The organism is Sphingopyxis sp. OAS728, assembly GCF_014873485.1.
In the GTDB taxonomy this organism is placed as follows: domain Bacteria; phylum Pseudomonadota; class Alphaproteobacteria; order Sphingomonadales; family Sphingomonadaceae; genus Sphingopyxis.
The window spans coordinates 1,938,409-1,963,984 of record NZ_JADBDT010000001.1 but is presented as its reverse complement, the minus strand read 5'-3'; the positions used below and the strand labels follow the sequence as shown (position 1 = coordinate 1,963,984).

The following is a 25,576-nucleotide window of genomic DNA, read 5'->3' as shown; positions in this document are numbered from 1 at the left end:
CCTATTCCCCTGGCTCAGCGGGCGCCTGCAGAGCTTGGAAATCGTCGATCCAGGCGTAGTTGAATGCCGCACTTCCGTCCGGATTGGGGCGGACCGTACGCGCGGCAAATACGCTGTTGAGCAACCACGGGGTGGTAGCCGGACCGAAATTGCGCCCCATCGAACTGCCCTGCTTGAATCCGTAGGTCGCTACGGCCAGGCGGCCCGTATCGCGGAATATCTCCATCTGGTGGCGGAGATAATGTTTGCGGCTTTCGAACCACGGGCTGTTTGCGAGAAACGCATCCCATTGCGCCTTTGGGAAGGGGGATTCGAGAGCGGTGCGGATGACCTGCCAGTTTTGCGTGTCGGCAGGCAGTTTGTATGCGGCGGCATAGGCGGCGGGGACAGGCGCTTTCATATGCTGCTCCCACCAACGGACGATCGAGAATTCGAGGACGAGAAATTTCTGATCGGGGCGCATCCGGGGAAGGATGTAATCGACGAACGCCCGGGTGCCCTCCATATCCGGCAGGTGGGCGTGGATATCGACCCCTGCGATTTCGGGGGTCTGTCTTGCAAACTCCATCCATCGTTCGGCGGACAGGGTGCGGTTCTCGGCCAGGTCGAGGCGATTGAGCGCGCCCATGTACAGCGCGGTCTTGCAGTTCGCGCCGCATCTGGTTTTGCGGAATGCAATCGCGCGCTTCGCCAGCGTCTCGTAATAGGCATTGAGATCGAGATCGCGATCGGCGCGCCGGCTCTCGATATAGGGTTCGTTCCCGATGACGAGGATATCGACCTTGCCCATCACATGCGGCAGTACGGCGTCGAGCCATGCCATTTCGCGCGCCATTTCGGCGCTTTCGGGCGCAGGAAAGTCGCGCCGGTTGCGCGGAAACTTCAGCGAAAGGATCGTCTTGTAGCCGCGCCGTCCCGCTTCGAGAATTGTCGTGACGGCGCCATGGGTCGCCGCGCCGCGGGACTCGAGTTCGGGCATGGTCAGAAACAGGCGGACCCAGCGGGCGTTCGCCTTGTCTAGGTCGCGATAGTCGACATCTTCATAATGTTCGTTGAAATTTGCGCCGAGCGCCTGCTGCGCCTGCCCCGGCGCGGCTACCCCGAGCGCCATGCAAATGGCCAGACCGCTCCGCACCCTTCTCTCCATCCTTCTCATCATCATTCTCGCCACTCTATCCTCCAATGAACCCTCGATACGCGTCGCACCGCATATTGGCCTGACATCTATCCCATCGATCTGGATGCAAAATGCGCTGCAACCGAACGGTTCAGGCCGTTTGGCGGAGGTTTTTGCTGACATTTTTCGGTCGGGCCAGTTCGAGTATATTGTCAGACCAATCATTGTCTGATAATTCAGATATGTCATCCATAAAATAATGGTTCGTTTTGGGGAGGAAATAATGGCTTCTGGCAATACCAAACTCTGGCTCGGGGTTTCGGCGTTCGCGCTCATGGCCGTGCCGGGAGTGGCGGCGGCGCAGGATGCGTCGACGTCCGACGTTGCGGCGCAAGATGAAGTCCAGGCGCAGGATATCGTCGTCACCGGTTTTCGCCAGAGTCTCGAGAACGCCCAGGCAATCAAACAGGAATCCGACCAGATCGTCGATTCGGTTCTCGCCGAAGATATCGGCAAGCTGCCCGACCAGACTGTCGCCGAAACCGCAGCCCGTATCACCGGCGTGTCGGTCGAGCGCTCCAATGGCGAGGCTTCGGGCGTCCGCGTGCGCGGTCTGCCGGATCTCACCACGACATATAATGGTCGCGAGGTGTTTACCGCCCAGGGTCGCTACGTTCAGCTACAGGATTTTCCGTCGGGCACGATCGGCCGGATCGACGTCTACAAGACGAGTGCGGCGGATCTGCCCGAAGCGGGCATCGCGGGCGAGATCGACCTCAAGGCGCAGCGGCCGTTCAATTTCAAGGGACTGCGGATCGCCGGCGGCATCGCAGGTGTGCATTGGGGGCAGTCGCAGCGACTGGGGTTCGACGCCAATCTGCTGCTGAGCAACCGCTGGGAAACCGGGATCGGGGAAATCGGCTTCCTTGTCGGGGGCTCCTATGCGCAGAACAAGGCGGGCGATTCACTGCGCCAGACATCGCTCGCAATCCAGGAACGCGCTGCAACGGGTGCTTTCGCCCGCGGGCGCTATCCGGCCGATATCAATTTCGACACGGTGGCATCCGATCGCACCCGTCCCTCGGTCAGCGCCGTCCTGCAGTGGCGGCCGAGCCCCGACCTCGAATTTTACGGCGATTTTCTGTATCAGGGGTTTCACAGCGAGGGCGGCGCACGGGCTGTGCGCGTGCAGGCCGGTTCGGGTGCGACGTTGTCCAATGTCGTCTATTGCCCCGGCAGCACCCTGTTGATCTGCGAAATGACCGCGACCGGCGGCAATCCGGTTACCAGCTATGCGTCGGCGCAGGGATCGGACACCGATACCTATCACGGCGGCGGCGGTTTCATCTGGAAGGTGGGAGGTGCCCGGATCACGGGCGATGTCGGATACACCGATTCGACCTTTACGACCGCAAGCTTCCAGCTGAATTCGCGCCTGAACGTCGTTCCGACCCGCAACTTCAATTTTGCCGAGCCCGACGGCGGCGGCTCGGCGCAGATTATCGGCGTCAATCTGGCCGATCCGGCGAGCTGGCGCGCGCTGAACTATAATGAAGGCGGGTCGCAGGCGGCCGGTCGCGGCTGGCAGGGCCGGCTCGATGCCGATATGCCGATCGAGGTGTCAATCTTCGACCGGCTTCAGGTCGGCGTGCGCTTCACGGATCGCGACGCGCGTTCCGAATCCTATACCGTCTCGCAGGCGATGGGCGCGTTTCCCACCGCGGCCGCCCAGCTCGCGGCGCTGCAATTTACCGCCCTGCCGCTGGACTTTTACAATGTACCGCCCGCGTTCAAGGGCGATCCTACCGATCACCCGAGAACCTGGATCGCACCGACGCGGGACAGCATTTACGAAAATCGCGACTTCTTCCGCGCGCTCGCGGGGCAACCCGTCGGCACGCCGGTGCGTGTGCAGCAATATCTGGCGAACGAGCGGACCTACGCCGCCTATGCGCAGACGCATTACGAGTTCGAAGTCGGCACCGTACGCTTCGACGGCCAGATCGGCCTTCGCGCCGTCCGGACCGAAAACGACATCACCACCACCGTTACGGGCAAGAGCAGCTACGAAGATTATCTGCCCAATATCAGCACGCGCATTCGTCTGACGCCCAAGCTTCAGGCCCGGTTCGCTTTCACAAAGACGTCGTCGCGGCCCGGCTTCAGCCAATTCAATCCGGTCGTTACCGTTGCGGGCGGCTGTGCGGCGGCGCCGACTTGCGCCAGCAGCGGTAACCCCGATCTGCAGCCTATCAAATCGACCAACTATGACGCGTCGCTTGAATATTATTTCTCGCGGTCGGGATCGGCGACCGTGCAAATCTTCCGCCGCGATGTGAAGGGCTTCATCAACAACACGACGACGATCGTCACCGATCCCGATATCGCGCCGGGCGAAATCGCGCTGACGCGGCCCGAGAACGGAGAGAAGGGATATATCCAGGGCGTCGAGGTCGGTTTCCGGACCTTCCTGAAGATCCCGTCGCTGCCGGACTGGATGCAGAATTTCGGCGTTCTGGCGAATTATACCTATCTCGACCACAAGACCGAACTGGCACAAGGCTCGGCCGCGACCCTGCCAGGTCTCCAGCCGATCGCCAACACGTCGTCGCATCTGGCCAATGCCCAGATCTTCTACGAAACGAAGAAGCTCTCGCTGCGCGCGTCATACAACTACCGCTCGAAATACTACGAATATGGCATCACCACCGACCCCGAAGTGACGCGGCTTGGTGGGACTCAGCTGACCCTGCCGACAACCGAGGAAGGGCGCGGCATCCTCGATTTGTCGGCCTCGATCAACCCGACCGAGTTCATGAGCATCAACTTCAGCGCGGCGAATGTGCTGGGAACGCCGGTCCGGACGTCGCGCGTGTTCAACGCCCGGGGCGAAAGCTACGATTTCCAGGTCGGCTATCGCGAGACGGTCTATCGTCTGGGTGTGCGCTTCCGTCTCTGACGGCCGTCGGCAAAGCGAAACTATGACTGGCGCCGCATGCTTTCCCATGCGGCGCCATTTTCGCTTGAGGGGCCTTGTCCTGATCGTTCCGCCAGAGATGTTCGGGAACGTGAAACGGCGTACGCCGGTATCGCCGGGACGCTAACCGCCCCGGCAATCCGATCTAGTCGAACAGGTTCAGCGGGATCGCCTCGCCCATTGCGAACTCCCCTTGATCATTGGGGTGGAGAAAATCTCCGCGGTGGAGCGCCGGGGCCAGCCGCTTGGGATTGGCGGGGTCGGCAACGACCTTCTCCATGTCGACCACGGAATCGAACGTCCCGGACGACCGGATCCAGTCGTTGATCCGTATCCGCATCGCCTCGCCCGCCGCGCTGTGATAGCCGGCACCCTCGAAGGGCAGGATGGTCATGGCGATCACCTTGATCCCGCGCCCGTGCGCGCGCGCGACGAGATCGCGGTAGCCCGCCATCAGATCCGCATCGGTGATCGTTGGCGCGGTGGTTCCGTCAGGCAGCGCGCGCCCCGATCCGCCGATGTCGTTGATGCCCTCGAGCAGCACAATATGGGTGACACCCGGCAGAGCCAAAACGTCGCGGTCAAACCGTTCGATCGCGCTGGGGCCTGTCCCGCGGCTGATCACCCGGTTGCCCGAGATCGCCTGGGTCACCACGGCGTGCGGCTTGCCGGCCTTCGCCAGCCGGCGGCCAAGTACGTCGCTCCAGCGGCAGACCGGCGTGGCGTCGATCGCGCAGCCCGGATTGTCGGTAATCGAATCGCCAAAGGCGACGATGACCGGACGCGCCGCATTGCCGAGCACGTCGATGCTGGCGAGAAGCGGCCGGTTGTCCGCGCGGCGCGCGGCGACGAAAGGCGCACGGCTATGATCGCCCGGCGCCGAGATCTGTGTCTTTGCGCCGCCCGCGGCATGGACCGTGTTGAGCCGCACGGATCCCGGCAGGTACAGCGACACGTCGACGACATCGAATGACTTGACCGTCATCCGGACCGGGTCGCTGACGATGACCCCGTTTGCCGAAACCTCCGTCGCGGCCTTGCCGCCGAAGGTTATCGGAACCGTCTTGCCATCGCGCAGTCGGATACTCGCCGCTCCGATCCGGAAGGCACTGCCATATTCGTTCGACAGGCGGATCCGCAGCGCCTTGCCGTCTGCCCCGACGCGGACCGCGAAGCTCAGCGTCGCATTGTCGACCGCGACCTCCTGTCGCGGATTCGCCGATTGCCACATGCTCGCGGTCCAGGCCGGCGTCCATTTCCCGTCCGGCGCGGTCGCTCCGACGAGGAGCAGCGCCGCTGCCGGTGCGGTCAGGGCCTTCCAAAAATATGTCATTCCATCTCCCTTCGTTTGCGATCCCGACTGGCGGGCGCGTGCGCCCCTTGTTCGGCCTGCGCGGGCATCAGCTGCGACCGGCGCGGTCGATACAGTCGAGTACGCGATCTATCAGCAATCTCATCGACGCCCGCGCGCGCTCGTCATCGGCCGCGCAGATCGCCTCGTAAACCGCATAATGGTCGGCGACATCGGTTGTTCGATCATGGAAACCCCCGCCGAACCGGATCGAGGTCTGCAGTGCAGCGCTGACCACGTCGCGGAACTGCGCGTAAAAGGGGTTCTGTGTCGCATGGAGGATGGAAACATGGAACGCGATACCCGCCGCGACGGGATCGTCCCATCCTGCCTTGGCAGCCTCGATCCTGGCCAGCCCCTCGGCAATCGCGGCCAAATGTCCGGCGGACGCGAAGCGGGCTGCCAGCGCCGCACCTTCGGGTTCGATCGCGGCGCGTAGCTGGTTGAACTGGCGCAGAAGATCGACCTCGAGCTTGCGGTCGACCAGCCAGCGTAACACGTCCGGGTCGAAGAGATTCCAGGACGATGTCGGAAGCAGTTGCGTTCCCTGTCGCGGCCGCGACATCAGGAGGCCCTTGGCGCACAGCATCTTTACGGCTTCGCGCGTTACAGTCAGGCTGACGCCATATCGCCGGACGAGTTCAGCCTCGATCGGGAAGGGCGCATCGTCGAACCGGCCGGTGACGATGGCCCTGCCGAGAAATTCGAGAAGGCCATAGGTGAGGTTGCGACCCAGGTCCGGCCGTTCGTGCGTTGTTGCCGTCGCGTGTCCCGCGAGAGGGTTGCCCGCGGATCGAGCCTGCGGGGGTGGGCGTAGCGGGGGCAGCTCCAACTTCATGGCGTGGCGGACGGCGCGTCGGGAAAGGCGGCGATGATGGCATCATATTGCGCGCGGTCGATCGCGATCATCGAACCGTGCCGGGTGCCGGCGGGCATCTCGAAGCGGTTCCAGCGTTGCACGCCGCTGTTGCCCTGTACCTGATACCAGGGACCTTCCAGCCGGGGCGCCTTCGACAGTCCATAGCTGACGCCGGCATATTGCTCGTAATAAAGGAGCCAGTCGCGATTGTTCGGCGCGCGGATGATCGTCGGAGCCTCGCGGAAATTGGGGCTGACCGGCGCGCCCGGCATGGGGTAAGGGCCGAGAAGCGTGGGGGCGCAACTGATCCGCACGGTCTTTCCCGTTGGCCAGTTGTACGACGGATAGCGCTCGTCCTTGACCATCGCGCAATAGCCCTCTCCATCGTCGCCCGGCACAATGACCGTGTCGATCGTAGCGATGTCCCAGTCGAATAACAGCTTGGGCGGCCCTTCGAACGTCTTGAGGTCGCTCGACAGGACATAGAGGGTGCGCTGACTGGCCCAATAGCGTTCCGGATCGGCCGGGGTGTGCGGGACATTGGGCGTATGCCAGGTCAGCAGATATTTTGCCGACGCCTTGTCGTAGAAGAGCTTTGGCGCGCCGAGCCGCTGGAGCGGATTGGCCATGCCCCGCACCTGCGAGAGGTCGGGCTTGTAAGTGCCATACGGGCTCCAGCGGATCAGGTCGGATGAAACCCAGAAGCGGACGAACGGATCGCTGTCGCTTTTATTGCCGACCAGAATATATCGTCCGTCGGGCATGCGGGCGATCGAGGCATGGCCGTGATATTCCTGCGAAACCGGTCGGCCGCCGTTGAGGCGGCGCCAGTTCAGTCCGTCGAGACTGACCGAATAATAAAGGACGCCATAGCGTTCCTTGGTCATGTGCGCGAAGAGATAGGCCTTGGCTCGATCGACATAAGGCGTCTCCGGCGCACCGGGCGGCACTTCGTCAGGCACGGTCCCCGGCACTTGCGCCAGTGCGGGGACGGCGGCGGAAAGCGCCAACCAGAACCCGAACATGGGTGCCCCCAGCGATCGGCGCCTGAGTGATCCGGACGTGTTGAAACCCATGCGTGTCTCCCCCGGTTTCGATGAACAGCGAAAGGGTGTTGCATCGATCCGCATTAGATTGGTAAGATAAATTCTATTATAGATACCTGACAGAAACAAGGAGGATTGCATGGCCACTCGACGAACCATGGGGCTGGGAGTGGGTTCGGTATTGGCCATGGCGGCTGCGGCGGCCGCCTGCGCGCCAATGGCGCGCGCCGAGCGCCCGGCGCCTGCGGCCGCGCCGGAGGTGAAGCTGTTCACGCGCTATTCGGACACCAGCCGGATCGGACAGCCCTATGCGAAGGATCCGTCCGTGATCCGGTTCGCAGGCCGCTACTTCATGTATTATTCGATCCCGCCCGCAAAGGATAACCGGCAGGGTGGCGACGGCTTTCCAACCGGATGGGCGATCGGCATCGCCGAAAGCCGCGATCTCAAGTCGTGGCGCAAGGTCGGTGAAGTGCTGCCCGTCCAGCAGGTCGAAAAGAACGGCATCGCCGCGCCCGGCGCGATCGTGATCCGGGGGAAAGTCCACCTGTTTTACCAGACCTATGGCAATGGCCGCCGCGATGCGATCAATCATGGCTGGTCGACCGACGGAATCAATTTCGAACGCGATCCGGGCAATCCCGTATTTCGTCCCGATCCGGTCGAAGCGACATGGAGCGCGGGCCGCGCGATCGACGCGGAGCCGTTCGTCCATGGCGACAAGCTGCTACTTTATTACGCGACGCGCGATCCGGAGATGAAGGTGCAAAAGATCGGTGTCGCATCGGCGCCGCTCGATTCCGCCTATGGCAAGAGCGACTGGACCAATTTGAGCAAGCATGGCCCTGCGCTGGAGCCCGAATTGGCGTGGGAGCGCAATTGCGTGGAAGGCGCGAGCATCATTCGCCGCGACGGCAAACTCTACATGTTCTACGCTGGCGGATATAATAACGAGCCGCAGCAGATCGGCGTCGCCGTCAGCAGCGACGGGGTGACGTGGAAGCGGCTGTCGGACAAGCCGCTGCTCACCGACGGCCCGCCGGGAAGCTGGAACGATTCGGAATCGGGCCATCCCGCCGCGTTTCAGGACGGGAAGCGCACCCTGCTGTTCTTCCAGGGCAATCCCGATCGGGGCAAGACATGGACGCTCGCGGCCACCGAACTCGGTTGGGGCAAGCGCGGCCCCTATCTCAAGTCCGTCAAATAAGCCGGCATCCGGCATACAGAAATCCAGGAGAGAAGATTGGCACTGGTCCGCATTCTGGCCGCACTCAGCGTTGCAGCCCTGACCCCGCCCCCGGCGCTGGCGCAGCAGCGCGTCGTTGCGGCCCGGGCGTTTCCGCTGGTCGAGGCCGGCGCCGCGCCGGCGATCTTCGTCAGCGCGGGCGACGCGCCGGTGGTCGAGATCGCTGCGAACGCCTTTGCCGGCGATGTCGAACGCGTCTCCGGGGTGCGCCCGCGCGTGTCGCAGGGGGCGCCCGGCGGGCAAAATGCTATCCTAGCGGGAACGATCGGCGGGTCGCCGTTGATTGACCGGCTGATCGCCGAAGGACGGCTAAGCGTCGATGCGGTGAAGGGGCAGAGCGAGGCCTATACGATCGCCGTGGTCGAAAATCCGGTACCCGGCGTCGCGCGCGCGCTGGTCGTCGCTGGTGCCGACCGGCGCGGCACTGCCTATGGCATCTTCCGCCTGTCGGAACAGATCGGCGTGTCGCCGTGGGTCTGGTGGGCGGAGGCCACGCCCGACCGCCGCGCGACGCTGACGCTCGACGCGAAGACGATCGTGCAGGGTTCGCCTTCGGTCCGCTATCGCGGCATTTTCCTGAACGACGAGGACTGGTCGCTGCGTCCGTGGGCAACCGCGAACGATCCGAGCGGCGACATCGGCCCCGCGACGCATGCCCATATTTTCGAGCTGCTGCTGCGTCTGCGCGCCAATTTCCTGTGGCCCGCGATGCACAAGGTCACCTCGGCGTTCAACCAAGTGCAGGGCAATGCCGAAATGGCAGATCGCTATGCGATCGTAATGGGCGCAAGCCATGCCGAACCGATGCTGCGGAACAATGTCGCCGAGTGGAATTTCGAACAGCGCGGCGAGTTCAACTTTGCGAAGAACCGGCTCAATATCGTCCAATATTGGCGCGATCGGGTTCGTGCCAATCATCAGTATGAAAATGTCTACACTGTCGGCATGCGGGGCATCCACGACAGCCCCGCCGAAATGAACCAGGGCAGCGACGGCGTGCGGCTGCTCGAGCAGGTCGTCGCCGATCAGCGGAACCTGCTCAAGGAAGTCGGCAAGGATCCCGCCGCCGTCCCGCAAGTCTTCGTGCCCTATAAGGAAGTGCTCGATATCTATCGCAAGGGCATGAAGGTGCCCGACGATGTGACGCTGGGCTGGGTCGACGACAATTACGGCTATATCCGTCAACTTTCGACCAAGGCCGAGCAGAAGCGGTCGGGCGGCGCCGGGGTTTATTACCACATCTCCTATTGGGGCGTACCGAACGACTATCTGTGGCTCGACAGCACGCCGCCCGCCCTGATCGGCGAGGAAATGGGCAAGGCCTATGCCACCAATGCGCGACGGTTGTGGGTGCTCAATGTCGGCGACCTCAAGCCCGGGGAAAAGGGTATCAACTACTTCATGGACCTCGCTTATGATTTCGAGGCCACTTCGAAACTTGGCCAGCGGGGGTGGCTGAAGCGCTGGGCGGAGACGACGTTCGGCCCCAGGCAGGCGGACGCGATCGCGGCGCTGCTCGGCGACTATTATCGGCTCAATTTCGCGCGCAAGCCCGAACATATGGGGTGGAATACCGCCGAAACCGCACCGCGCCCGACCGAGTTCTCGCCCGTCGCCTACGGCGACGAAGCGGGCATCCGTTCGGCGGAGTTCCGGGCGCTCGACGAGCGCGCCGAGGCGATCGCCGCGCAATTGCCGGCAGAGAAGCGAGAGGGCTTCTACCATCTCGTCCTGTACCCGGTTCGCGGCAGCGCGCTGATGAACGCCAAGATGCTGGGCGCCGACCGCAGCTTCCTCTACGCGCATCAGGGCCGCGCCAGCGCCAATCTCTACGCCGATTCCGCCGCGGAGGCTTATCGCGGAATCAAGAAGGCGACCGCCGTCTACAACGCGACCGGCAACGGTAAATGGGCGCAGTTCATGCACGATGAGCCCCGTTACCAGTCGGTGTTCAACATGCCCCCCGTCGGCCGGGTCACGCCGCTCGCGCAGCCCGGACTGGGCGTCGCGGTCGAAGGCGCAGTCGACGCTTGGACGCAGCAGTCACCCCAAATATTCGAAGCGGCCGATACCGCGCTGCGGGTCGACCGCTGGCGCACCCAAGGCGCGTCGAATGCGCGGCTGCCGGTGTTCGAGCGCGCGACCGATCGTCGCTATTTCATCGACGCGTTCAACACCGGCGTCGGCGCGCTCGACATCGCTGCCGCGGGATCCGCGCCGTGGATCGAGATCGAACGTGAAGCGCAGCCGGGTGGCGATCAGCGCCTGTGGGTGTCGATCGATTGGAGCAAGCTGAAGGCCGGTGCGAGCGCGAGCGGCGCGGTCACGGTTTCCGCTGCGGGAGCGAGCCGCAGCATCGCCATCGAAGCGCGCAATGTCGCCGCGCCAAGGGGCATGTTGGTCGAGGAGAATCGTATCGTCGCCTTCAACGCCGGGCGCTTTACCAGCGCTCAGCCGGGTTGGCAGCGTATGCCCGATCTGGGGCGTTCAGGGCAGGCGATCGCGACCAGTCTCGAATTGCCGAGTGCGGCCGATCCGGCGAAAACGCCCTATGTCGAATATCGTTTCCGCACGACCAGCAGCGGCACTGCGAAACTGCGTGCGACGTTGCTACCCAGCTTCGCGCTCAGCGCCGAGAACAAGCTGCGCTACGGCGTTTCGATCGACGGCGGACCGATCGCCGTGGTCAATGCCGACAAGCGCGACTGGGGCGATGCGGTCGAGCGCAATGCGATGATCTCCGCGACCGACTGGACGATCGCCAAGGCGGGAGAGCATCGGCTGCGCGTTTATGCGCTCGATCCCGGCGTGATATTCGACTCGTTCGTGCTCGATTTTGGCGGGCTCGCCCGTTCCTATCTGGCGCCGCCCGAGACGATCACACGCTGACGCAGTCCGCGCCCCGCGCCGGTCGGTGCGGGCTAAACTGCCTTGCGCGCGTCAACGCGGCGGAGTTGCTCGGCGAAATCCGCCTCGGCCTTCTCCATCAGCTCGAGCTTGGTCGCGTCGAGCAGGTCGTCGGTAACGCGGCGCAGATGGGCCCGCATCGCGTCCCGCGCCAGTTGGGGATCGCGCTGCGCGAGCGCATCGACGATGAGTTCATGCTCGTTGGCCCGCGGGGTCACGCCTTTACGCCGGGCCCGGGCGAACATGTGAACGCAGAGCGGGGATTGTTCGCGCACCGCCCATAGCATCTCGATGACCGACACGATCAGGCTGTTGCCCGAGGCTGCGGCGATGGCAATATGGAAGCGCTTGTCGGCCTCGAAGGCCGCATCGGTGTCGCCCTGCTGCTCCATCTCGCCCAGCAGTGCACGAAGCTCGGCAAGCTGCGGCGCGTCGATCGTGGCGGCGGCGAGCGCCGCCGCCTCGCTTTCGAACAAGGTCCGCGCTTCGATCAGCTCGAAAGCGCCGACGTCCAGTTCGGGAGTGATCAGCCCGGTGTCGAGCGGGGTGGTGCTGACATAGATGCCAGACCCCTTTCGTGCACCGACCAGACCACGGATTTCGAGGGCAATCATCGCTTCGCGGATCGTCGGCCGGCTCACTTCGAACTGCTCGGCCAGATCGCGTTCGGCAGGCAGGCGGGTGCCCGGCTGGTAGACGCCGCTGGCGATCTTAGCCGCGATTTCGTCGGCGATGCGCTGATAAAGCTTTTGATTGGGTGCCATGTTGCGGTGCCTGAAGAGAACGTCCCGCCTGATTGACCGATGGATAGCGCGGCGTCAATCATCCTCGAAAATTGGTCGGGCCAATAATCATGTCGGTTCGATGAATTACAAGGTCCGAAGGACCGCCGCAATTCGGTTGAACGACAGCCGGGCGGCTGGGGACGCTTGGTCGGAGCTACAGCCCGTGCCGGCGCGCGAAGCGTTCGAACAGCGACGGCCATGGGTGGTCCTGTCCCTTTTCGCGGAGCGGCAGACCGTGGCCGCCGGTCTCGAAAATGTGCAGCTCGGACGGAACCCGTGCCGCCTGGAGCGCGGCGAACATCGTCAGGCTGTTGGCTGGACGAACGACCGCGTCGTTCGCGGCGTGGGCGACGAAGGTCGGCGGCATATCGGCAGGCAGGTCACGTTCGGCGGAAAAGCGTTCGATGCGCGCCGGGCTGGTGTCCGCGCCCAGCAGTTCGCGCCTGGAATGGGCATGCGCGTCGGGCTCGGCCATGGTGACGACCGGAAAGAACAGACCTGCCACCGTCGGGCGTGCCGATTGCGTATCGGCGTCGTCGACGGGATCGTAGGTGGGCAGCGCAGAACGGCTCGCCAGTCGCGCGGTCAGATGGCCTCCTGCCGAAAAGCCGATCGCCGCGATCCGGGCCGCATCGATCCCCCACATCCCGGCGCGGTGGCGGATCAACCGCATCGCGCGCTGCGCATCCTGCAGCGGCGTATCGGGACCCGCGGCCCAGCCGTCGTGGGGCAACCGATAGAGAAGTTCGAACACCGTGTATCCGCGCGCGGCGAAGGCGTGCGCAATTCCCGATCCTTCGCGCCCCACCGCGACGCGGGCATAGCCGCCGCCAGGAATATAGAGGATCGCGCCGCCGTTGGGCGTGGCCGCGGGCACGACGTTGAGCATCGGGGTCGCGACATGTGGCCAGGCGATATCGTCGGCTGGACCAGCGGGCGAGCGCTTGACCGTCTCGTCGCGCACGCGCAATCCCGTGCCGCCGGGGGGCGGGCCCGGCCAGATCGGTATCCGCTCGACCGGCGCGGTCGCGGCGATAGCGGAAACCGGCAGCGCGGCGGCCGCCACGGCAGAACCCCGGAGCAGGCTCCTGCGCGTAATCGTCATGCCGCTCACCAGTTCCACATCGTCCCGTCCTCGAGACGGGCGACGGGAAGATAAGCGGGCTTGTAGGGGTATCGCGCGGCCAGTTCCTCGTCGATGTCGACGCCGTGCCCCGGCGTCTCGCCGCAATAGAGGTGGCCGTCCGCGAAGCGATAGTCATGTGGGAAGACCGCGTCGGTCTCCGCGCTGTGCCGCATATATTCCTGGATGCCGAAATTGGGGACCCAGGTGTCGAAATGCAGTGCGGTACCCATCGTCACCGGCGACAGGTCGGTCGCGCCGTGGCAGCCGGTGCGGATTTGATAGAGGCTTGCGAGGTCGGCGATCCGCCGCAAATGGGTGATCCCGCCCGCGCCGACTATTGTCGACCGGATATAGTCGATGAGCTGGTTCTGGATCAGATCCTTGGCGTCCCAGATCGAGTTGAAGATCTCGCCCACTGCCAATGGCGTCACTGTGTGCTGGCGGATCAGCTTGAACGCTTCCTGATTCTCTGCCGGCGTCGCGTCTTCCAGCCAGAACAGCTGGTAGGGCTCGAGCATCTTGCCAAGATTGGCGGCTTCCTGCGGCGTGTAGCGGTGATGGCCGTCGTGCAGCAGGTGATGCTCGAAGCCATAAGTGGCGCGCAGCTTTTCGAACAGCCGGGGGACATGGTTGAGCGCCTTGCGGGTGTCCCAGCCGGTTATGCTGGGCAGCGCGGCATCGGCCGGCTCATAATAGAGCTTGCCGCGTCCGACCCCATAAGCGTCCTTGATCCCCGGAACGCCGGTCTGGGCGCGGATGGCCTTGTACCCCAGGTCGATATAGTGGCCGACCGCGTCGACCGTCTCTTCGATGTTCGCGCCATTGGCATGACCATAGACCATCACACCGTCGCGGCTCCGCCCGCCGAGAAGCTGGTAAAGGGGCATCCCCGCCATCTTGGCCTTGATGTCCCACAGCGCGACATCGACCGCGGCGATCGCGCGCATCGTCACCGGGCCGCGCCGCCAGTACGCACCCTTGTAGAGATATTGCCAGATGTCCTCGATTCGGCGTGGATCCATGCCGATCAGGCACGGCGCAACATGATCCTGGAGATAGGATACGACCGACAGTTCGCGCCCGTTCAACGTCGCGTCACCAATACCGTGGACGCCTTGGTCCGTCTCGATCTTTAGGGTGACGAAGTTTCGCCCGGGGCAGGTGACAATGACACGGGCGGCAGTGATCTTCATAACAGCTATTCCAAATGGACGGGAGCTGATGCTTAGCATCTACCTAGCCAATATCAACAATATTGGTAAGGCCACTGTGTGTCGCGATAAGGGGCGGGCCGGGAAGGGGGCGTCCGCAATCCATGCCGAGCATGGGGCGTTTGCGGATCTGAGCGGCAAAAGGTCACGTGCAGTCGCCGGGGCGCGAAGCGCTGACGACTGCACGTGCAGGGGAGGGTTAGTTGGCTTTCGGAAATACCGGGGGCGTGTAGGCGCCGTTTGTGGCGACGTCCCACACCTCGATGCGTGCCCATTTGCGGCCGCTGAGGTTGATGCGCTTTTCGATGGTGCGCGCGCCGAATGGCGCGGCGCCGGTCAGGTCGATGCGATCGCGGTAGACTTTGGTGCCGTCGCCGCTGACGATCTCGGCAAAGGCGAGCGGGAAGGTCCATTCGATCTTCGCCCGCACCACGGCATTGCGCCCGAACGCGGCTTCTTCGCCGCTCTTCGCGCCGTCGATCGTGAATTCGGGGATCAGCACTTCGCCGGTGGTGGTGAAGAAGCGGCCGCCGCGCAGCGCGTCGAGCACGCTCTGCCAGCCGTCCGAATAGCGCGGCAGCGGTCCGTCGAGCCGCAGATAGTTGATGTTCATGTGCGCGTAGAGTTCGCTGTCCTTGGAGATCTGGAACACATCGACCTCGCCGGGGGCGAATTTGCGCTCGGACGGTTTCGCGGCCCAGTTGTTCATGTCGTCGAGCGTGTCGAGCACGCGCGTGCCGAGGCGCGGCAGCGAATAGTCCGACGGCATATTCTTCCACGCGCCGCCGAGGAAACGGTCGCTCTTGAAGAAGGGCGTGTCCTTATGCTTGTCGGGGAAGCCGTAACTGCCCTTGATCCGGGGATGCGCGGTCCACATCAGCCCTTTCTCGTCCTGCATCAGCTTCAGGACGTCTTCCTGCGATCCGACGTGATAGATTTTGCCGAGCTTTGGATCGGTTTCGACAAAGGGCTGTCCCTCCTTGCGGTCGAGCGTCCAATAGACCGGCTTGGGAAAGAAGCTGATCCAGTGCCCGCCGAGCTGGACGTTGGGCTCCTCGCCCGGGAGCAGCAGCAGCTTGTCGTCCGACAGGCGTTCGGTCTCCGCGTGCATCGTCTTGAGCAGGGTTAGTCGGTCGCCGGCGCGATCGAGTGCCTCGCGTCCGAGGTGGAGTTCGGCGAGATGGACGATCTCGACATTCATGTCCTTGAAGCGCTTGACGAAGTCGGGTGACTCAAGCCCTTCGGGTACGCCCGTCGATTGCTGGAATCGCTGCGTGTTCAAAAAGGCTTCGGTGTGCTCGACATGATAATGGCTGGTGAAAGTGCGATGTCCGTCGAGCGCCTTGAACCGGTCGCCGCGCGTATAGGCAAGCGCGGCTTTGGTGACGCTGGAGGCATCGCCCGCGTCGGGTAGCAGGAAGACGCCCATGTCCTGTGTCGTGCCCGGCGGCGCGTTGACCCAAGGCACATAGCGGCGGTCGCCCTCGAGCGTCTGGCGGACGCCAAAGCTCGTGCGGCCAGTGAGGTTGCGATAGTCGTTGCCGTACCACGCCGAATTGTCGTTGTTGGCGTAGTCGAGCGGATAATAGAATTGATGCGGCGGCGGGACGACGCCGAGCGAGCCACCATTGGCGCCCTCGGCGACGATCATGCGGGCGCGCACCTTGGGGGAAACGGCAGGCGCGCGCGACACTTCGCCTTCCTTACGCACAATCGCGTCGGTGAGCCCGGTGAACGCGATCGAGCGCCACGGAAGCGCCGCCGATGAAGCGACCCCAAGCCCCGCATCGAAAGTGTAGGCGGTGGCGGGGCGCTCGGTCGACATCACCATCGCTGCACGCACCAGCCGGGAGCCCGGATAGATGGTGAATTGATAGGTGCCCGAGAAGGGGCCGGCCGCCGCGCCGCCGACGATTACCTTGGTATAGCCGCCTTCCGCGCGCACGCTGATGTCGCTGCGCGCGAGCGTCAGCGGGAAGCTCTCGAACGGCCGCGTGCGCGGATTGTCGAAGAAGACCGTCCAGCCTTGTTTGAGGTCGCGCGTGCCGACGGTGACGACGCCGGCGGGGTCGATCCCGCCGAGCACCGTCTTGCCGCCGACCGAGATCGCCTCGATCAACGGCTTGCCGGGGTCGAGCGACAGGGCGAGCTGCGCGCGCTCCCCCTCGGCCGACGGCCAGTCGATTGTCACCGAGTCCTGCGTCCGCGCCACGCGCACGTCGCCGGGCAGCGCCTTGCTGGGCGCGCTGAGAACTGTCGCCGGCGCCTGCGCGTGCACCGTGCCGGTCAAGCCGACGGCGGTCAGCGCCGTTGCCAGCGCCAGCGCGGTGAAAATCCGTTTCCTGTTCAAACCATCCTCCTGTTTTTCGTCGATCGCGTTGCCGTCTTGCGCGTCAGAAGTTGAAGCGGACGCCAAGCGAGTAGGTCGTGTCGTCGTTCCGCACCTCGCGGACGAAATCCTCGCGCGATTCGAAGTTGCGCGTCTTCTGGCCGGTGATGTTCGTGCCCGCGAGGCTGACCGTGATGTTCGGCGTCACATCGTAATTGAGACCGAAGTCGAGCCGCCCGGCGGCGCGAATGCCGTTGAGCCCGACCGGGATCGAAACCGGCCGCAATGAGAGGCCGTTGGTGATGTCGCCGTCGAAATATTTGGACCGATAGGTGTAGATCATCCGCGCCGAGATGCCGTATTTCTCGTAAATCAGGCCGATGTTGTAATTATATTTGGAGACGCCGAGCAGCGGCAGGCCCTCGAGCCGGTCGCCGGGTGTCGTCACCTCGCTGTCGATCACCGTGAAGTTCCCGATCACGCCGGCACCGTCGAGACCCTCGGGAAGGAAGTCGAGGAACAGCTGGCCGCCGACCTCGACGCCCTTGATCTTGGCGGAGCCCAGGTTACGCGGCGTCGAGATTACATATTGCAGGCCGTCGATCGTCCGGACCTCGGTCCCGTTGATGATGCGATCGGTGATGTCGCGATAGAAGCCGACCACCGAGACATAATTGCTGCGGCCGAAATAATATTCGAGCGACGCATCGAAGCTGTCGGCCTTTTGCGGCCGGAGGTCGGGATTGCCGCCCGATCCGGAGTTCTGGATCGTGTTGACGTAAGAGACCACATAGCTGAGGCCGGGATTGAGCTGGCCGAAGCTGGGCCGCGACAGCGTCTTCGAATAGTTGAAGCGCGACTGGAGACCGCCGCCGAACTCGATGCGCGCGCTGGCATTGGGCAGGAGATCGGTGTCGCTAGTCGAACGCTGGACGAGCACGACACGCGAGGTGCCGGTCGCCGGATCGGTCACGCGCCCCGACCCCGCAATGTCGCGGTCGGTGCGGGTCAGGCGGGCGCCAACCATGCCGTCGACCGAGATCGCATCGGTCAGCGAGAATTTATATCCCGCCTGCAGGAAGCCGGCATAGCTTTTCTCCTGCGCATCGTAATCACGCGTCGGGTCGAACGCCGGCGTGTCGGGCGAGATGCGGTACAGCGTCCTCAATTGCCGCTTGATCGATTCCTGCGTCAGATAGCGCGGGTCGATCTGCAGGAAGGAGGCGCCGTCGTTCATCTGCGGCACCCCGGGCGCTTGCGACAATATATCGGCAGGAAGCCCGGCGGCGGTGAGCGGCGTCGCGAACGAGCCGCCGGGCGCGGGCGGGCCGCCGAGATATTGCTCGAACCCGGCCTTGCGCTTGGCGACGCGAACGCCCGCCTGAACATAATCGAGGAAGCTGCCGTCGAAGTCATATTTGGCGTCGCTCATCACCGACCACAACGTGCCGCGGCTGCGGTTGATATCTTCGGTCATGCCGTTGGCGAAAGCGAGCCCGGCGGGATCGTTCATGGGGTTGCCCGGCATCGTTGCGCTGACTTCGTGATTATTGTCGCGAACCTGCACCAGTTCGGCGATGCGCTTGCCGATATCGACGCGGAAGCTGTTGTTCTTGTTGACCGACGATTCATAAGAGATGTCGGTGTTCCAACTGAGCGCGCCGATCTCTTTGTTGAAGCCGGTGGCGATCACATAGATGTCGGTGCGCGCCTTGTTGGCGACGGTCGCCGTATAATATTCGAGGTTGCGTGCCGTATAGCCGGTGGCGTTGCACAGCTGGCGGATTGTGCCGGTGCCGGTCGGGTTGGTCGGGCTGCGCACATTGCCCGAATAATAGCCGTCGGGGCCGACCGCGAAATCCTCGCACGTGTCACCGGCGGTCGCCTCGAACGAGGTGCCGGTGAAGGCGCGGAAGGTCGGGCGCGCCTGATAGACATTGCCGCGATAGCCCGCGAACAGGCCCTCTACATAGATTTTGGTGTCGGTGTCGGGCGCCCATTCGAGCGAAAAATTGCCCTGCGGACGCTCATATTTGCCGAACTCGATCGCGGCGGCGAAGCCGGTGGGCGAGTGCAGGTTCTGCGGCGATCCGGCGGGGCCGGCGCTAGTCGCGCGCGTCCAGTCGTTCCATGCGACCGGCCGGGCATATTTGTTACGTTGGTAGGAGATGCTGGCCATCGCGGCGATCTCGCCCTCGCCAGCGTCCCAGCGGTTGGCGACGAGCAGGCTCACCGCCGGATTATAGGTGTTCTTCGAACCGGCCTCCTGCAGATAGGTCGCGCGCGCGCTGCCCGCGATCGTCAGTTCCTTGAAATCGAGCGCACGGCGGAGGCGCATGTTGACGCCGCCCGCGACGCCGCCTTCGAGCCGCTCGGCCGAGTTGGACTTGTAGACATCGACGCCCGCCAGCGCTTCGGCGGGCAGATCCTGGAACGAGAAGCCGCGGCCGACCCCGGTGAAAATCTCGCGCCCGTTGAGCGTGGTGATGATGTCGTCGAGGCCGCGGATGCGCGCGCCGACAATCTCGTTGTTGCCGCCGACAACGACCTGCACGCCGGGCACACGCTGGAGCGCCGACGCGGTGGTGAGGTCGGGAAGCTTGCCGATATCCTCGGCGACGATCGAATCGACCACAGCAGTCGACTCGCGTTTGATCTCGGCAGCGCGGGCCAGACTCTGGCGGATGCCGGTGACGACGATGTCGCCCGATGCATCCTGGGCCTCGCCCGCAGCCGGCTCGGCGGCGGGCGCGGTCTGCGCAATTGCCATGGGGGTGCTGCTAACGAGCGCGATCAGCGCCACAGAGGCGCGAAGACTGACCTTCAATGCTTCTCTCCCTATAATATATCGTACAAGAATGGCAGATTGATCTTATTATTCTGCTGGACGTAATTCGGTGCCTGGGTTGCCTTTCAGGTCTGTGATGTTGGGCTGGTTCAGCCGGTCGGGCTGTTCGAAGATATAAAGTCGTGCAATTCGCGGTGCCGCTTGAGGCTGCCGCTCATATGGGTTCGCGCCGCGATCCGCGCGGCGTCGGGGTCGCGGCGGATGATAGCGTCGAGGATCGCCTCATGCTCCGCGCTGATCACCGCCTTGTAGCTCGCACCGATGTAGGTCTGGCCTTGCCGCAGATAGAGCGAACGGGGCGGGACCAGACGAACCCCGAGGAAGTCTATCATCTTGGAATAATAGGTGTTCTTGCTCGCCCGGGCGATGGCGTTGTGAAATTCGACATCGGCCTTGACCGAATCTTCAAGACCGATCGCGGCTTCGCCAAGGCACTTGAGCTGCTCACGCATGCTCATCACGTCGACCTCGGTGCGCCGTTCGGCGGCCAGCGCAGCCATTTCCGTTTCGACGCAGAGCCGCAACTCGAGTAGTTCGATTACGTCGCCGAGATTCTCGATCTCGTCGCGCGTGATCTGGAATGCCTGATAGCGCGCGGTTTCGCTAACGAAGTGGCCCTTTCCCTGCCGGGCCTCGACCAATCCCGCCGCGGCGAGGCGGGCGATCGCTTCGCGAACTACCGTCCGGCTCACGCTCAGTACGTCGACGAATTCCGCTTCGGTTGGGAGCTGCGAGCCGGGGCGGTGCGTGCCGGACAATATGCTGGCGCGGATATGTTCGCAGGCGGCGTCGACCAACGAGGGCCGCCGCTTGCGAAGCGCCAGCCTGTCGTCATGCACAGCGTCGGTACCGCCCTGCGTCATGCGCCCATTCTCCCCTTGCCGACGCTTGACGCGCCCTATCTCCCCGATTGTACTAATTATATGTCATATGACAACTTAAATAATTTCATTTGATTTTAAAAGTCTCGATCAAACGAGCCAGCCCGTCAGGGCGGTCGGGAGGATCGGCAGTGCCGGTCGCTCTCGGATTCGTCGTGCGGACACGGAAGCGCTCGCGGAAGAAGCCGACCGCAATCACCTCGGATTCTAACATAATTTTGCGACACCTTTTTATCAGATAAATCGGTAGATTGGTCGAGCTGGACGGAATGAGGGAGTGAAAATGAAAATCTTGCAGCCGATGCGGAATGCATTTTTGGGTGCCGTGGCGAGCGTCAGCGCGTTGGCGCTGCTGGCAGCGCCGAATGCGATGGCGGCAGCAGCGGCGCAGCCGCAGGCCACGTCATTGGCCTCGCCAAAAGCCGAGCAGGCGAAGCGCCCCAATGTGATCGTGATCCTTGTCGATGACATGGGGTTTTCGGACATCGGACCCTATGGCAGCGAAATACCGACGCCCAATCTCGACTCGCTGGCCGCAAACGGCGTCCGCTTCACCCAATTCTATAACAGCGCGCGGTGCAGCCCGTCGCGCGCTTCGCTGCTCACCGGGCTCTATCCGCATGAGGCGGGGGTCGGCGGGCTCGACAATATCGTCCGCCCTGGCCTCGGCGGCTTTCAGGGGCGCATCGCCGACCGCGCGGTGACCATCGCCGAAGTGCTGAAACCGGCCGGCTATTTCACGGGCATGGCAGGCAAGTGGCACGTCGGCGCACAGCATGGCACACCGCCCAAGGCGGTTGGGTTTGACCGGTCGATGTTCTCGAAAGGCGGAACCTATTTCCCCGACCAGCGCGGCCCGGGACGGGGATTTGTGACGATCGACGGCCAGCAGGTGCCGACAGCTTCGCCCGAAGTGGGAAAAGGCGAATGGTACGCGTCGGACATGCTCGTCGACTGGACTGTGCGCTTCGTCGACGAAGCGAAAGCCGCGGGCAAACCCTTCTTCCTCTACCTGCCCCTGACCGCGGTTCACTTCCCGGTGATGGCGCCCGCCGAGGACGTCGCGAAGTTCAAGGGCAAATATATGGTGGGCTGGGAGCAATTGCGCCGCGACCGCTTCGAGCGCCAGAAGAAGATGGGGCTTATCGCGGCGGACGCGACGCTGCCCGGCGTGCTTCCCGAAGCCTATGACTGGAACAAGATGTCCGCGACCGACAAGCAGCGGTTCGACGAGATCATGGCGGTCTATGCCGCCGCGATCTCGCGCATGGACACGGCGATCGGAACGCTGGTCGCCGACCTCAAGGCGCGCGGCGAGTTCGACAATACGCTGATCCTGTTCATGTCGGACAACGGCGGCAACGCGGAAAGCGGCCCCGACGGACGGACCGGCGCGGCGCCGTGGGGCGGCAAGGATTCGAACGTCTGGGTCGGGCTCAACTGGGCGACGCTCCAGAATACCCCGTTCAGCTTCTTCAAACATTATGCCGAGGAAGGCGGGATCGCGACGCCGATGATCGCGTCCTGGCCCGCGGGCATCGCGCCGAAGGTCCGTGGTACGATGGTGCGCGACCCCGGCCATCTGGTCGACGTCATGCCGACGCTGGCTGAGCTTGCGGGGGCAAAATATCCTGTGCGCTTCGACGGGCATGATATTCGCCCCATGTCGGGCCGCAGCTTTGCCGCCGCGTTCGAGGGCGAGGCGCTGCAACGCAGCGTCCCGATCTTTTGGGAGCATGAGGGCAACAAGGCGGTTCGCGATGGCCAATGGAAGCTCGTTGCGCAGCTTGGCGCGCCATGGCGGCTCTATGACATGAACGCCGACCGCACCGAAACGCGCGACCTGGCCGCGAAGCGTCCGGACATTGCAGCCCGCATGGCGAAGCAATGGGAAGATTGGGCGGCGAGCAGCTTTGTCGACCCATGGACGCAAAAGGTCGACGGCGGGGTGGTCAAGGGCCGTCTCGAAGGCGGCGCTGCGCCGGGACCGGGCAAAGGAAAGCGCGCGAAAGGCAAACGCAAGCGGGCGGCAGCGGAGGCTGCGGGCGAAGAGTGACGCGGTGAGGCGCGGATCCAAAAAAGAAGGCCCGCAATCGCTGTCGCGATTGCGGGCCAATGGATCCCGTGGAGGATGGGATCAGAAGCGGAAGCGGACACCCACGCGATAGATCGTCTCGAGGAAACGCGTCTGCCACGGATAGGTGTTACCCTCGGCGTCATATTGCCGGTGGTTCGTCGCTGCAGCGCCGAGCAGGTTGGTCGCGCTGAACGAGATGGTGACATTCTCGGTCGGGTCGAGCGTGGCGTTGAAGTCGAGACTGCCGCGGCCATCCTCGACCACCGGCAGCGTCGGGCCGAGCACCGTGGCGCCGAGCGCCGGATCGTTCACCCGGTTATATTCGACCACGAAGTCGGAACGATAGTTGTACGAGAGGCGGGCCGAGAAAGACTTGATCTCGTAAAAGATCGACGCGTTGGCGAGATGATCCGAAACGCCGGCGATCCGCTGCATGCCCGGCAGGGTCGCCGCCAGCTCCTCGGGAAGCTCGGACGCATGGTCGATATAGGTGTAGTTCGCGAGCACGCCGAAGTTCTGCATCCATTCGGGCAGCTGCGGGAAACGCAGGAAGGTGCGGAACGCCGCTTCGATGCCGCGCATCCTGCCTTCGCCGCCGTTGAACGGGCGGGTAACGCGCAGGCGGCCATATTCGGCGTCGTCGACATCGGTCGTGAAGTTCGAGATGAAGCCCGTCACGTCACGCTGGAACGCGCCCAGCGTAATCGAGCCGCCGCGCGAGAAATACCATTCGAGCGAGGCGTCATAATTCTGCGACTTGATCGGCTGCAGGTCGGGATTGCCGCCCGATGAGGTGCGGACGCACTCGGGATCGTTCGGATCGGTGTTGCAGATCGCCGACGGGGCGCCGATCGTCAGCGACGGATTGAGTTCGCCAAAACCGGGGCGCGTGCGCGTTTCGGTGAAGGCGAGGCGAAGTTGCAGCTTCGGCGTCAGACGCAGGCGTGCGCTGATATTGGGCAGGAAGTCGGTGTAGCTGTTCGACTGCGACACCGGCGTTACCGTGGTCGTGCCGCCGGTCGTCACGCGGTTGAAGCCGTTGATTTCGGTCTCGGTGCGCACCGCGCGCAGGCCGACGAGGCCATCCACCGTCATGCTGCCGAGGTCGAAGGCGTAGCGGCCCTGGACATAGCCCGCATAGCCCTTTTCGTTGCCGAAATAGACGCGATCGAGCGGCGGGACTTCGGTGCGCCCGCCGGTGATCGAGCGCAGATAGTCCAGATTGCCCATGATGCTGTCGGTGGTCGGGGTCAGGAAGACGCGCGTGATCGGCACCTTGTCGCCGCGAAAGCCCGGCGCGACCGTGGAATATTCGAGCGGCAGGACCGAATAGAACTGGTTGGCCGGCGCGTTGCCGCTCGCCGAATAATTGGCGAAGTCGAAATCGCGGCTGTTGAAGCGAACGCCCGCCTGGAGGTTGGTGATGCCCTTGGGCCCGAACCGGTAGTCGAGGTCGAGGCGCCCCTGCCAGTCGCGGCCATGGCTGCGCTCGCCGTTTTCGCCGAGCCCGACCATGCGATAGCGCGCGGGATCGTTTACCGGAAAATTGTCGACGACGACCGCGCCGCCGCCCGCACCGATGTCGGTCTCGAAGTCGAAGGTGCGCGTCGGCTGCGGGACGACGAGCGAATAGTTGAACTGCGTCGTCCGCCGGGTGAAGGTCGAATCGGTGAAGGCCAGATCGCCCGTGACGCGAAGGCCGTCACGCTTCCAGATAAAGCCGGTGCCGGCCTGATAGGTGTCGGTCTTGCCCGTGACGATATTCTGGTTGCCGGTCGGGATGCCGCCGGCTGTTGCGGTCATGCTCTTGACCTTGTTCGTGCCGGGAAACAGCTCAATGTTGGTCAGGTTCGCCGCAGCGCCCGAGTTGATCTGAAGATTGCTGCCATAGCCGTCGCTGCGATAGCCCTGGAACAGGAAGTCGGCATAGAATTCGAGTTCGTTGCTCGGGCGCCATTGCAGCGCGGTCGCGATCGACGGCCGGTAACGGTCGGCCGTGTTGTAGTTTATGTTGACGAACGAGGGGTAGCGGATCGTCCCGAGACCCGCGACGTTGCGGCTGAGGATCGCCTGCGCGACGTTGCGCGCGGAATCGAGGAATTTGAGGTCGGTATACGACCCTTCGATCAGGAAGCCGATGTCGCCGATTCCGGTTTCCCAGCGCTTGCTGAGCAGAAGGTTTGCGTCGACGCCGAGCTTTTGCGACTGTTTCCAGTGCACGCCGCTGATGCCGCCCGCGATGCGGTCGCCCTTGAAGTCGAGCGGCTTGCGGGCGCGGACGTCGATCAGGCCGGCCACGCCTGGTTCGAGCAGGTTGGCGCTGCCCGATTTGTAGACGTCGAGGCGCGCGATGCTGCTCGAGGGGAAATCCTGCAGCGCGACGGCGCGGCCCTGACCGGTGAAGAGTTCGCGGCCGTTATAGGTGGTGGCGATATTCGGCAGGCCGCGGACACGCGTGCCGGCGGCGGTGCCGTTCGCATAATCGACCTGGACGCCGGTAATGCGTGCGAGCGATTCGGTGGCGGTCACGTCGGGTAGCTTGCCGATATCCTCGGCGACGATCGAATCGACGATCTGGTCCGAATCTTCCTTGATCGCCTGCGACGTTTCGAGGCTGCGCTGGATCGCGGTGACGACGATCGCATCGTCGGCGGTCGGATCTTCCGGCGCCGAATCGACGGTAATCTGGCCATCCTGATCCTGCGCCAGTGCAACCGACGGCATGGCAAAAAGCCCCAGAGCCGACGTCGTGCACGCCAGGATTATTCGGTTACGCATTAAACTCTCCCCCTTGGTTGTCGGTCACGTATAGAATT

The 25,576-nt window shown here is 63.7% G+C and carries 15 protein-coding genes; 4 read left to right on the top strand and 11 right to left on the bottom strand.

Annotated features, from left to right (window positions below):
* Nucleotide 1: 1 nt before the first annotated feature.
* Nucleotides 2-1,453 carry a hypothetical protein gene (locus tag GGC65_RS08995; RefSeq protein ID WP_225940742.1) on the bottom strand — a complete coding sequence of 484 codons (1,452 nt, stop codon included), beginning with the start codon at nucleotides 1,451-1,453 and terminating at the stop codon, nucleotides 2-4.
* On the opposite strand from GGC65_RS08995, the gene GGC65_RS08990 reads away from it, so the two are divergent.
* Complete coding sequence (locus GGC65_RS08990) at nucleotides 1,401-4,076, top strand: TonB-dependent receptor (protein WP_192646841.1); 2,676 nt, start codon at nucleotides 1,401-1,403, stop codon at nucleotides 4,074-4,076. The genes GGC65_RS08995 and GGC65_RS08990 overlap by 53 nt on opposite strands.
* 163 nt (nucleotides 4,077-4,239) lie before the next feature.
* Here GGC65_RS08990 and GGC65_RS08985 read toward each other — a convergent pair whose 3' ends face one another.
* The 3 genes from GGC65_RS08985 to GGC65_RS08975 all read right to left on the bottom strand — a co-directional run bounded on the left by GGC65_RS08985 (nucleotide 4,240) and on the right by GGC65_RS08975 (nucleotide 7,329).
* Nucleotides 4,240-5,427 carry an SGNH/GDSL hydrolase family protein gene (locus tag GGC65_RS08985; protein ID WP_192646840.1) on the bottom strand — a complete coding sequence of 396 codons (1,188 nt, stop codon included), beginning with the start codon at nucleotides 5,425-5,427 and terminating at the stop codon, nucleotides 4,240-4,242.
* A 67-nt stretch (nucleotides 5,428-5,494) separates the two neighbouring features.
* Nucleotides 5,495-6,283 (bottom strand): FadR/GntR family transcriptional regulator, encoded by a 789-nt coding sequence (locus GGC65_RS08980; protein ID WP_192646839.1) that lies wholly within the window; start codon nucleotides 6,281-6,283, stop codon nucleotides 5,495-5,497.
* Nucleotides 6,280-7,329 (bottom strand): family 43 glycosylhydrolase, encoded by a 1,050-nt coding sequence (locus GGC65_RS08975; protein ID WP_192646838.1) that lies wholly within the window; start codon nucleotides 7,327-7,329, stop codon nucleotides 6,280-6,282. The genes GGC65_RS08980 and GGC65_RS08975 overlap by 4 nt, the downstream gene beginning before the upstream one ends.
* A gap of 160 nt (nucleotides 7,330-7,489) precedes the next feature.
* On the opposite strand from GGC65_RS08975, the gene GGC65_RS08970 reads away from it, so the two are divergent.
* Both GGC65_RS08970 and GGC65_RS08965 read left to right on the top strand, forming a co-directional pair.
* On the top strand, nucleotides 7,490-8,557 hold the full coding sequence (locus tag GGC65_RS08970) for a family 43 glycosylhydrolase (RefSeq protein ID WP_225940741.1): 1,068 nt from the start codon (nucleotides 7,490-7,492) through the stop codon (nucleotides 8,555-8,557).
* Nucleotides 8,558-8,593: 36 nt separating this feature from the next.
* On the top strand, nucleotides 8,594-11,485 hold the full coding sequence (locus tag GGC65_RS08965; RefSeq protein WP_192646837.1) for a glycosyl hydrolase 115 family protein: 2,892 nt from the start codon (nucleotides 8,594-8,596) through the stop codon (nucleotides 11,483-11,485).
* 32 nt (nucleotides 11,486-11,517) lie between these two features.
* Here the strand turns inward: GGC65_RS08965 and GGC65_RS08960 are convergent, their stop codons facing one another.
* The 6 genes from GGC65_RS08960 to GGC65_RS08935 form a co-directional block, all read right to left on the bottom strand.
* The gene (locus GGC65_RS08960) at nucleotides 11,518-12,267 is read right to left on the bottom strand and encodes a FadR/GntR family transcriptional regulator (protein ID WP_192646836.1); all 750 of its coding nucleotides are present in this window, start codon (nucleotides 12,265-12,267) and stop codon (nucleotides 11,518-11,520) included.
* Nucleotides 12,268-12,442: 175 nt separating this feature from the next.
* A complete protein-coding gene (locus tag GGC65_RS08955) occupies nucleotides 12,443-13,411 on the bottom strand; it encodes an alpha/beta hydrolase (RefSeq protein WP_318780147.1) in 969 nt (322 codons plus the stop codon).
* On the bottom strand, nucleotides 13,399-14,607 hold the full coding sequence (gene manD / locus GGC65_RS08950) for a D-mannonate dehydratase ManD (RefSeq protein ID WP_192646835.1): 1,209 nt from the start codon (nucleotides 14,605-14,607) through the stop codon (nucleotides 13,399-13,401). The genes GGC65_RS08955 and manD overlap by 13 nt, the downstream gene beginning before the upstream one ends.
* Before the next feature lie 217 nt (nucleotides 14,608-14,824).
* Nucleotides 14,825-16,975 carry a hypothetical protein gene (locus tag GGC65_RS08945; protein ID WP_192646834.1) on the bottom strand — a complete coding sequence of 717 codons (2,151 nt, stop codon included), beginning with the start codon at nucleotides 16,973-16,975 and terminating at the stop codon, nucleotides 14,825-14,827.
* Nucleotides 16,976-17,018: 43 nt separating this feature from the next.
* The gene (locus GGC65_RS08940) at nucleotides 17,019-19,781 is read right to left on the bottom strand and encodes a TonB-dependent receptor (RefSeq protein WP_192646833.1); all 2,763 of its coding nucleotides are present in this window, start codon (nucleotides 19,779-19,781) and stop codon (nucleotides 17,019-17,021) included.
* A gap of 110 nt (nucleotides 19,782-19,891) precedes the next feature.
* A complete protein-coding gene (locus GGC65_RS08935; RefSeq protein ID WP_192646832.1) occupies nucleotides 19,892-20,665 on the bottom strand; it encodes a FadR/GntR family transcriptional regulator in 774 nt (257 codons plus the stop codon).
* Between the two features lie 301 nt (nucleotides 20,666-20,966).
* Here GGC65_RS08935 and GGC65_RS08930 point away from each other — a divergent pair, with 301 nt between their 5' ends.
* A complete protein-coding gene (locus GGC65_RS08930) occupies nucleotides 20,967-22,739 on the top strand; it encodes an arylsulfatase (protein WP_192646831.1) in 1,773 nt (590 codons plus the stop codon).
* An 81-nt stretch (nucleotides 22,740-22,820) separates the two neighbouring features.
* On the opposite strand, the gene GGC65_RS08925 is transcribed toward GGC65_RS08930, so the two are convergent.
* Nucleotides 22,821-25,538, bottom strand: a complete 2,718-nt coding sequence (locus GGC65_RS08925; RefSeq protein ID WP_192646830.1) for a TonB-dependent receptor — start codon at nucleotides 25,536-25,538, stop codon at nucleotides 22,821-22,823.
* Between the last annotated feature and the right edge of the window lie 38 nt (nucleotides 25,539-25,576).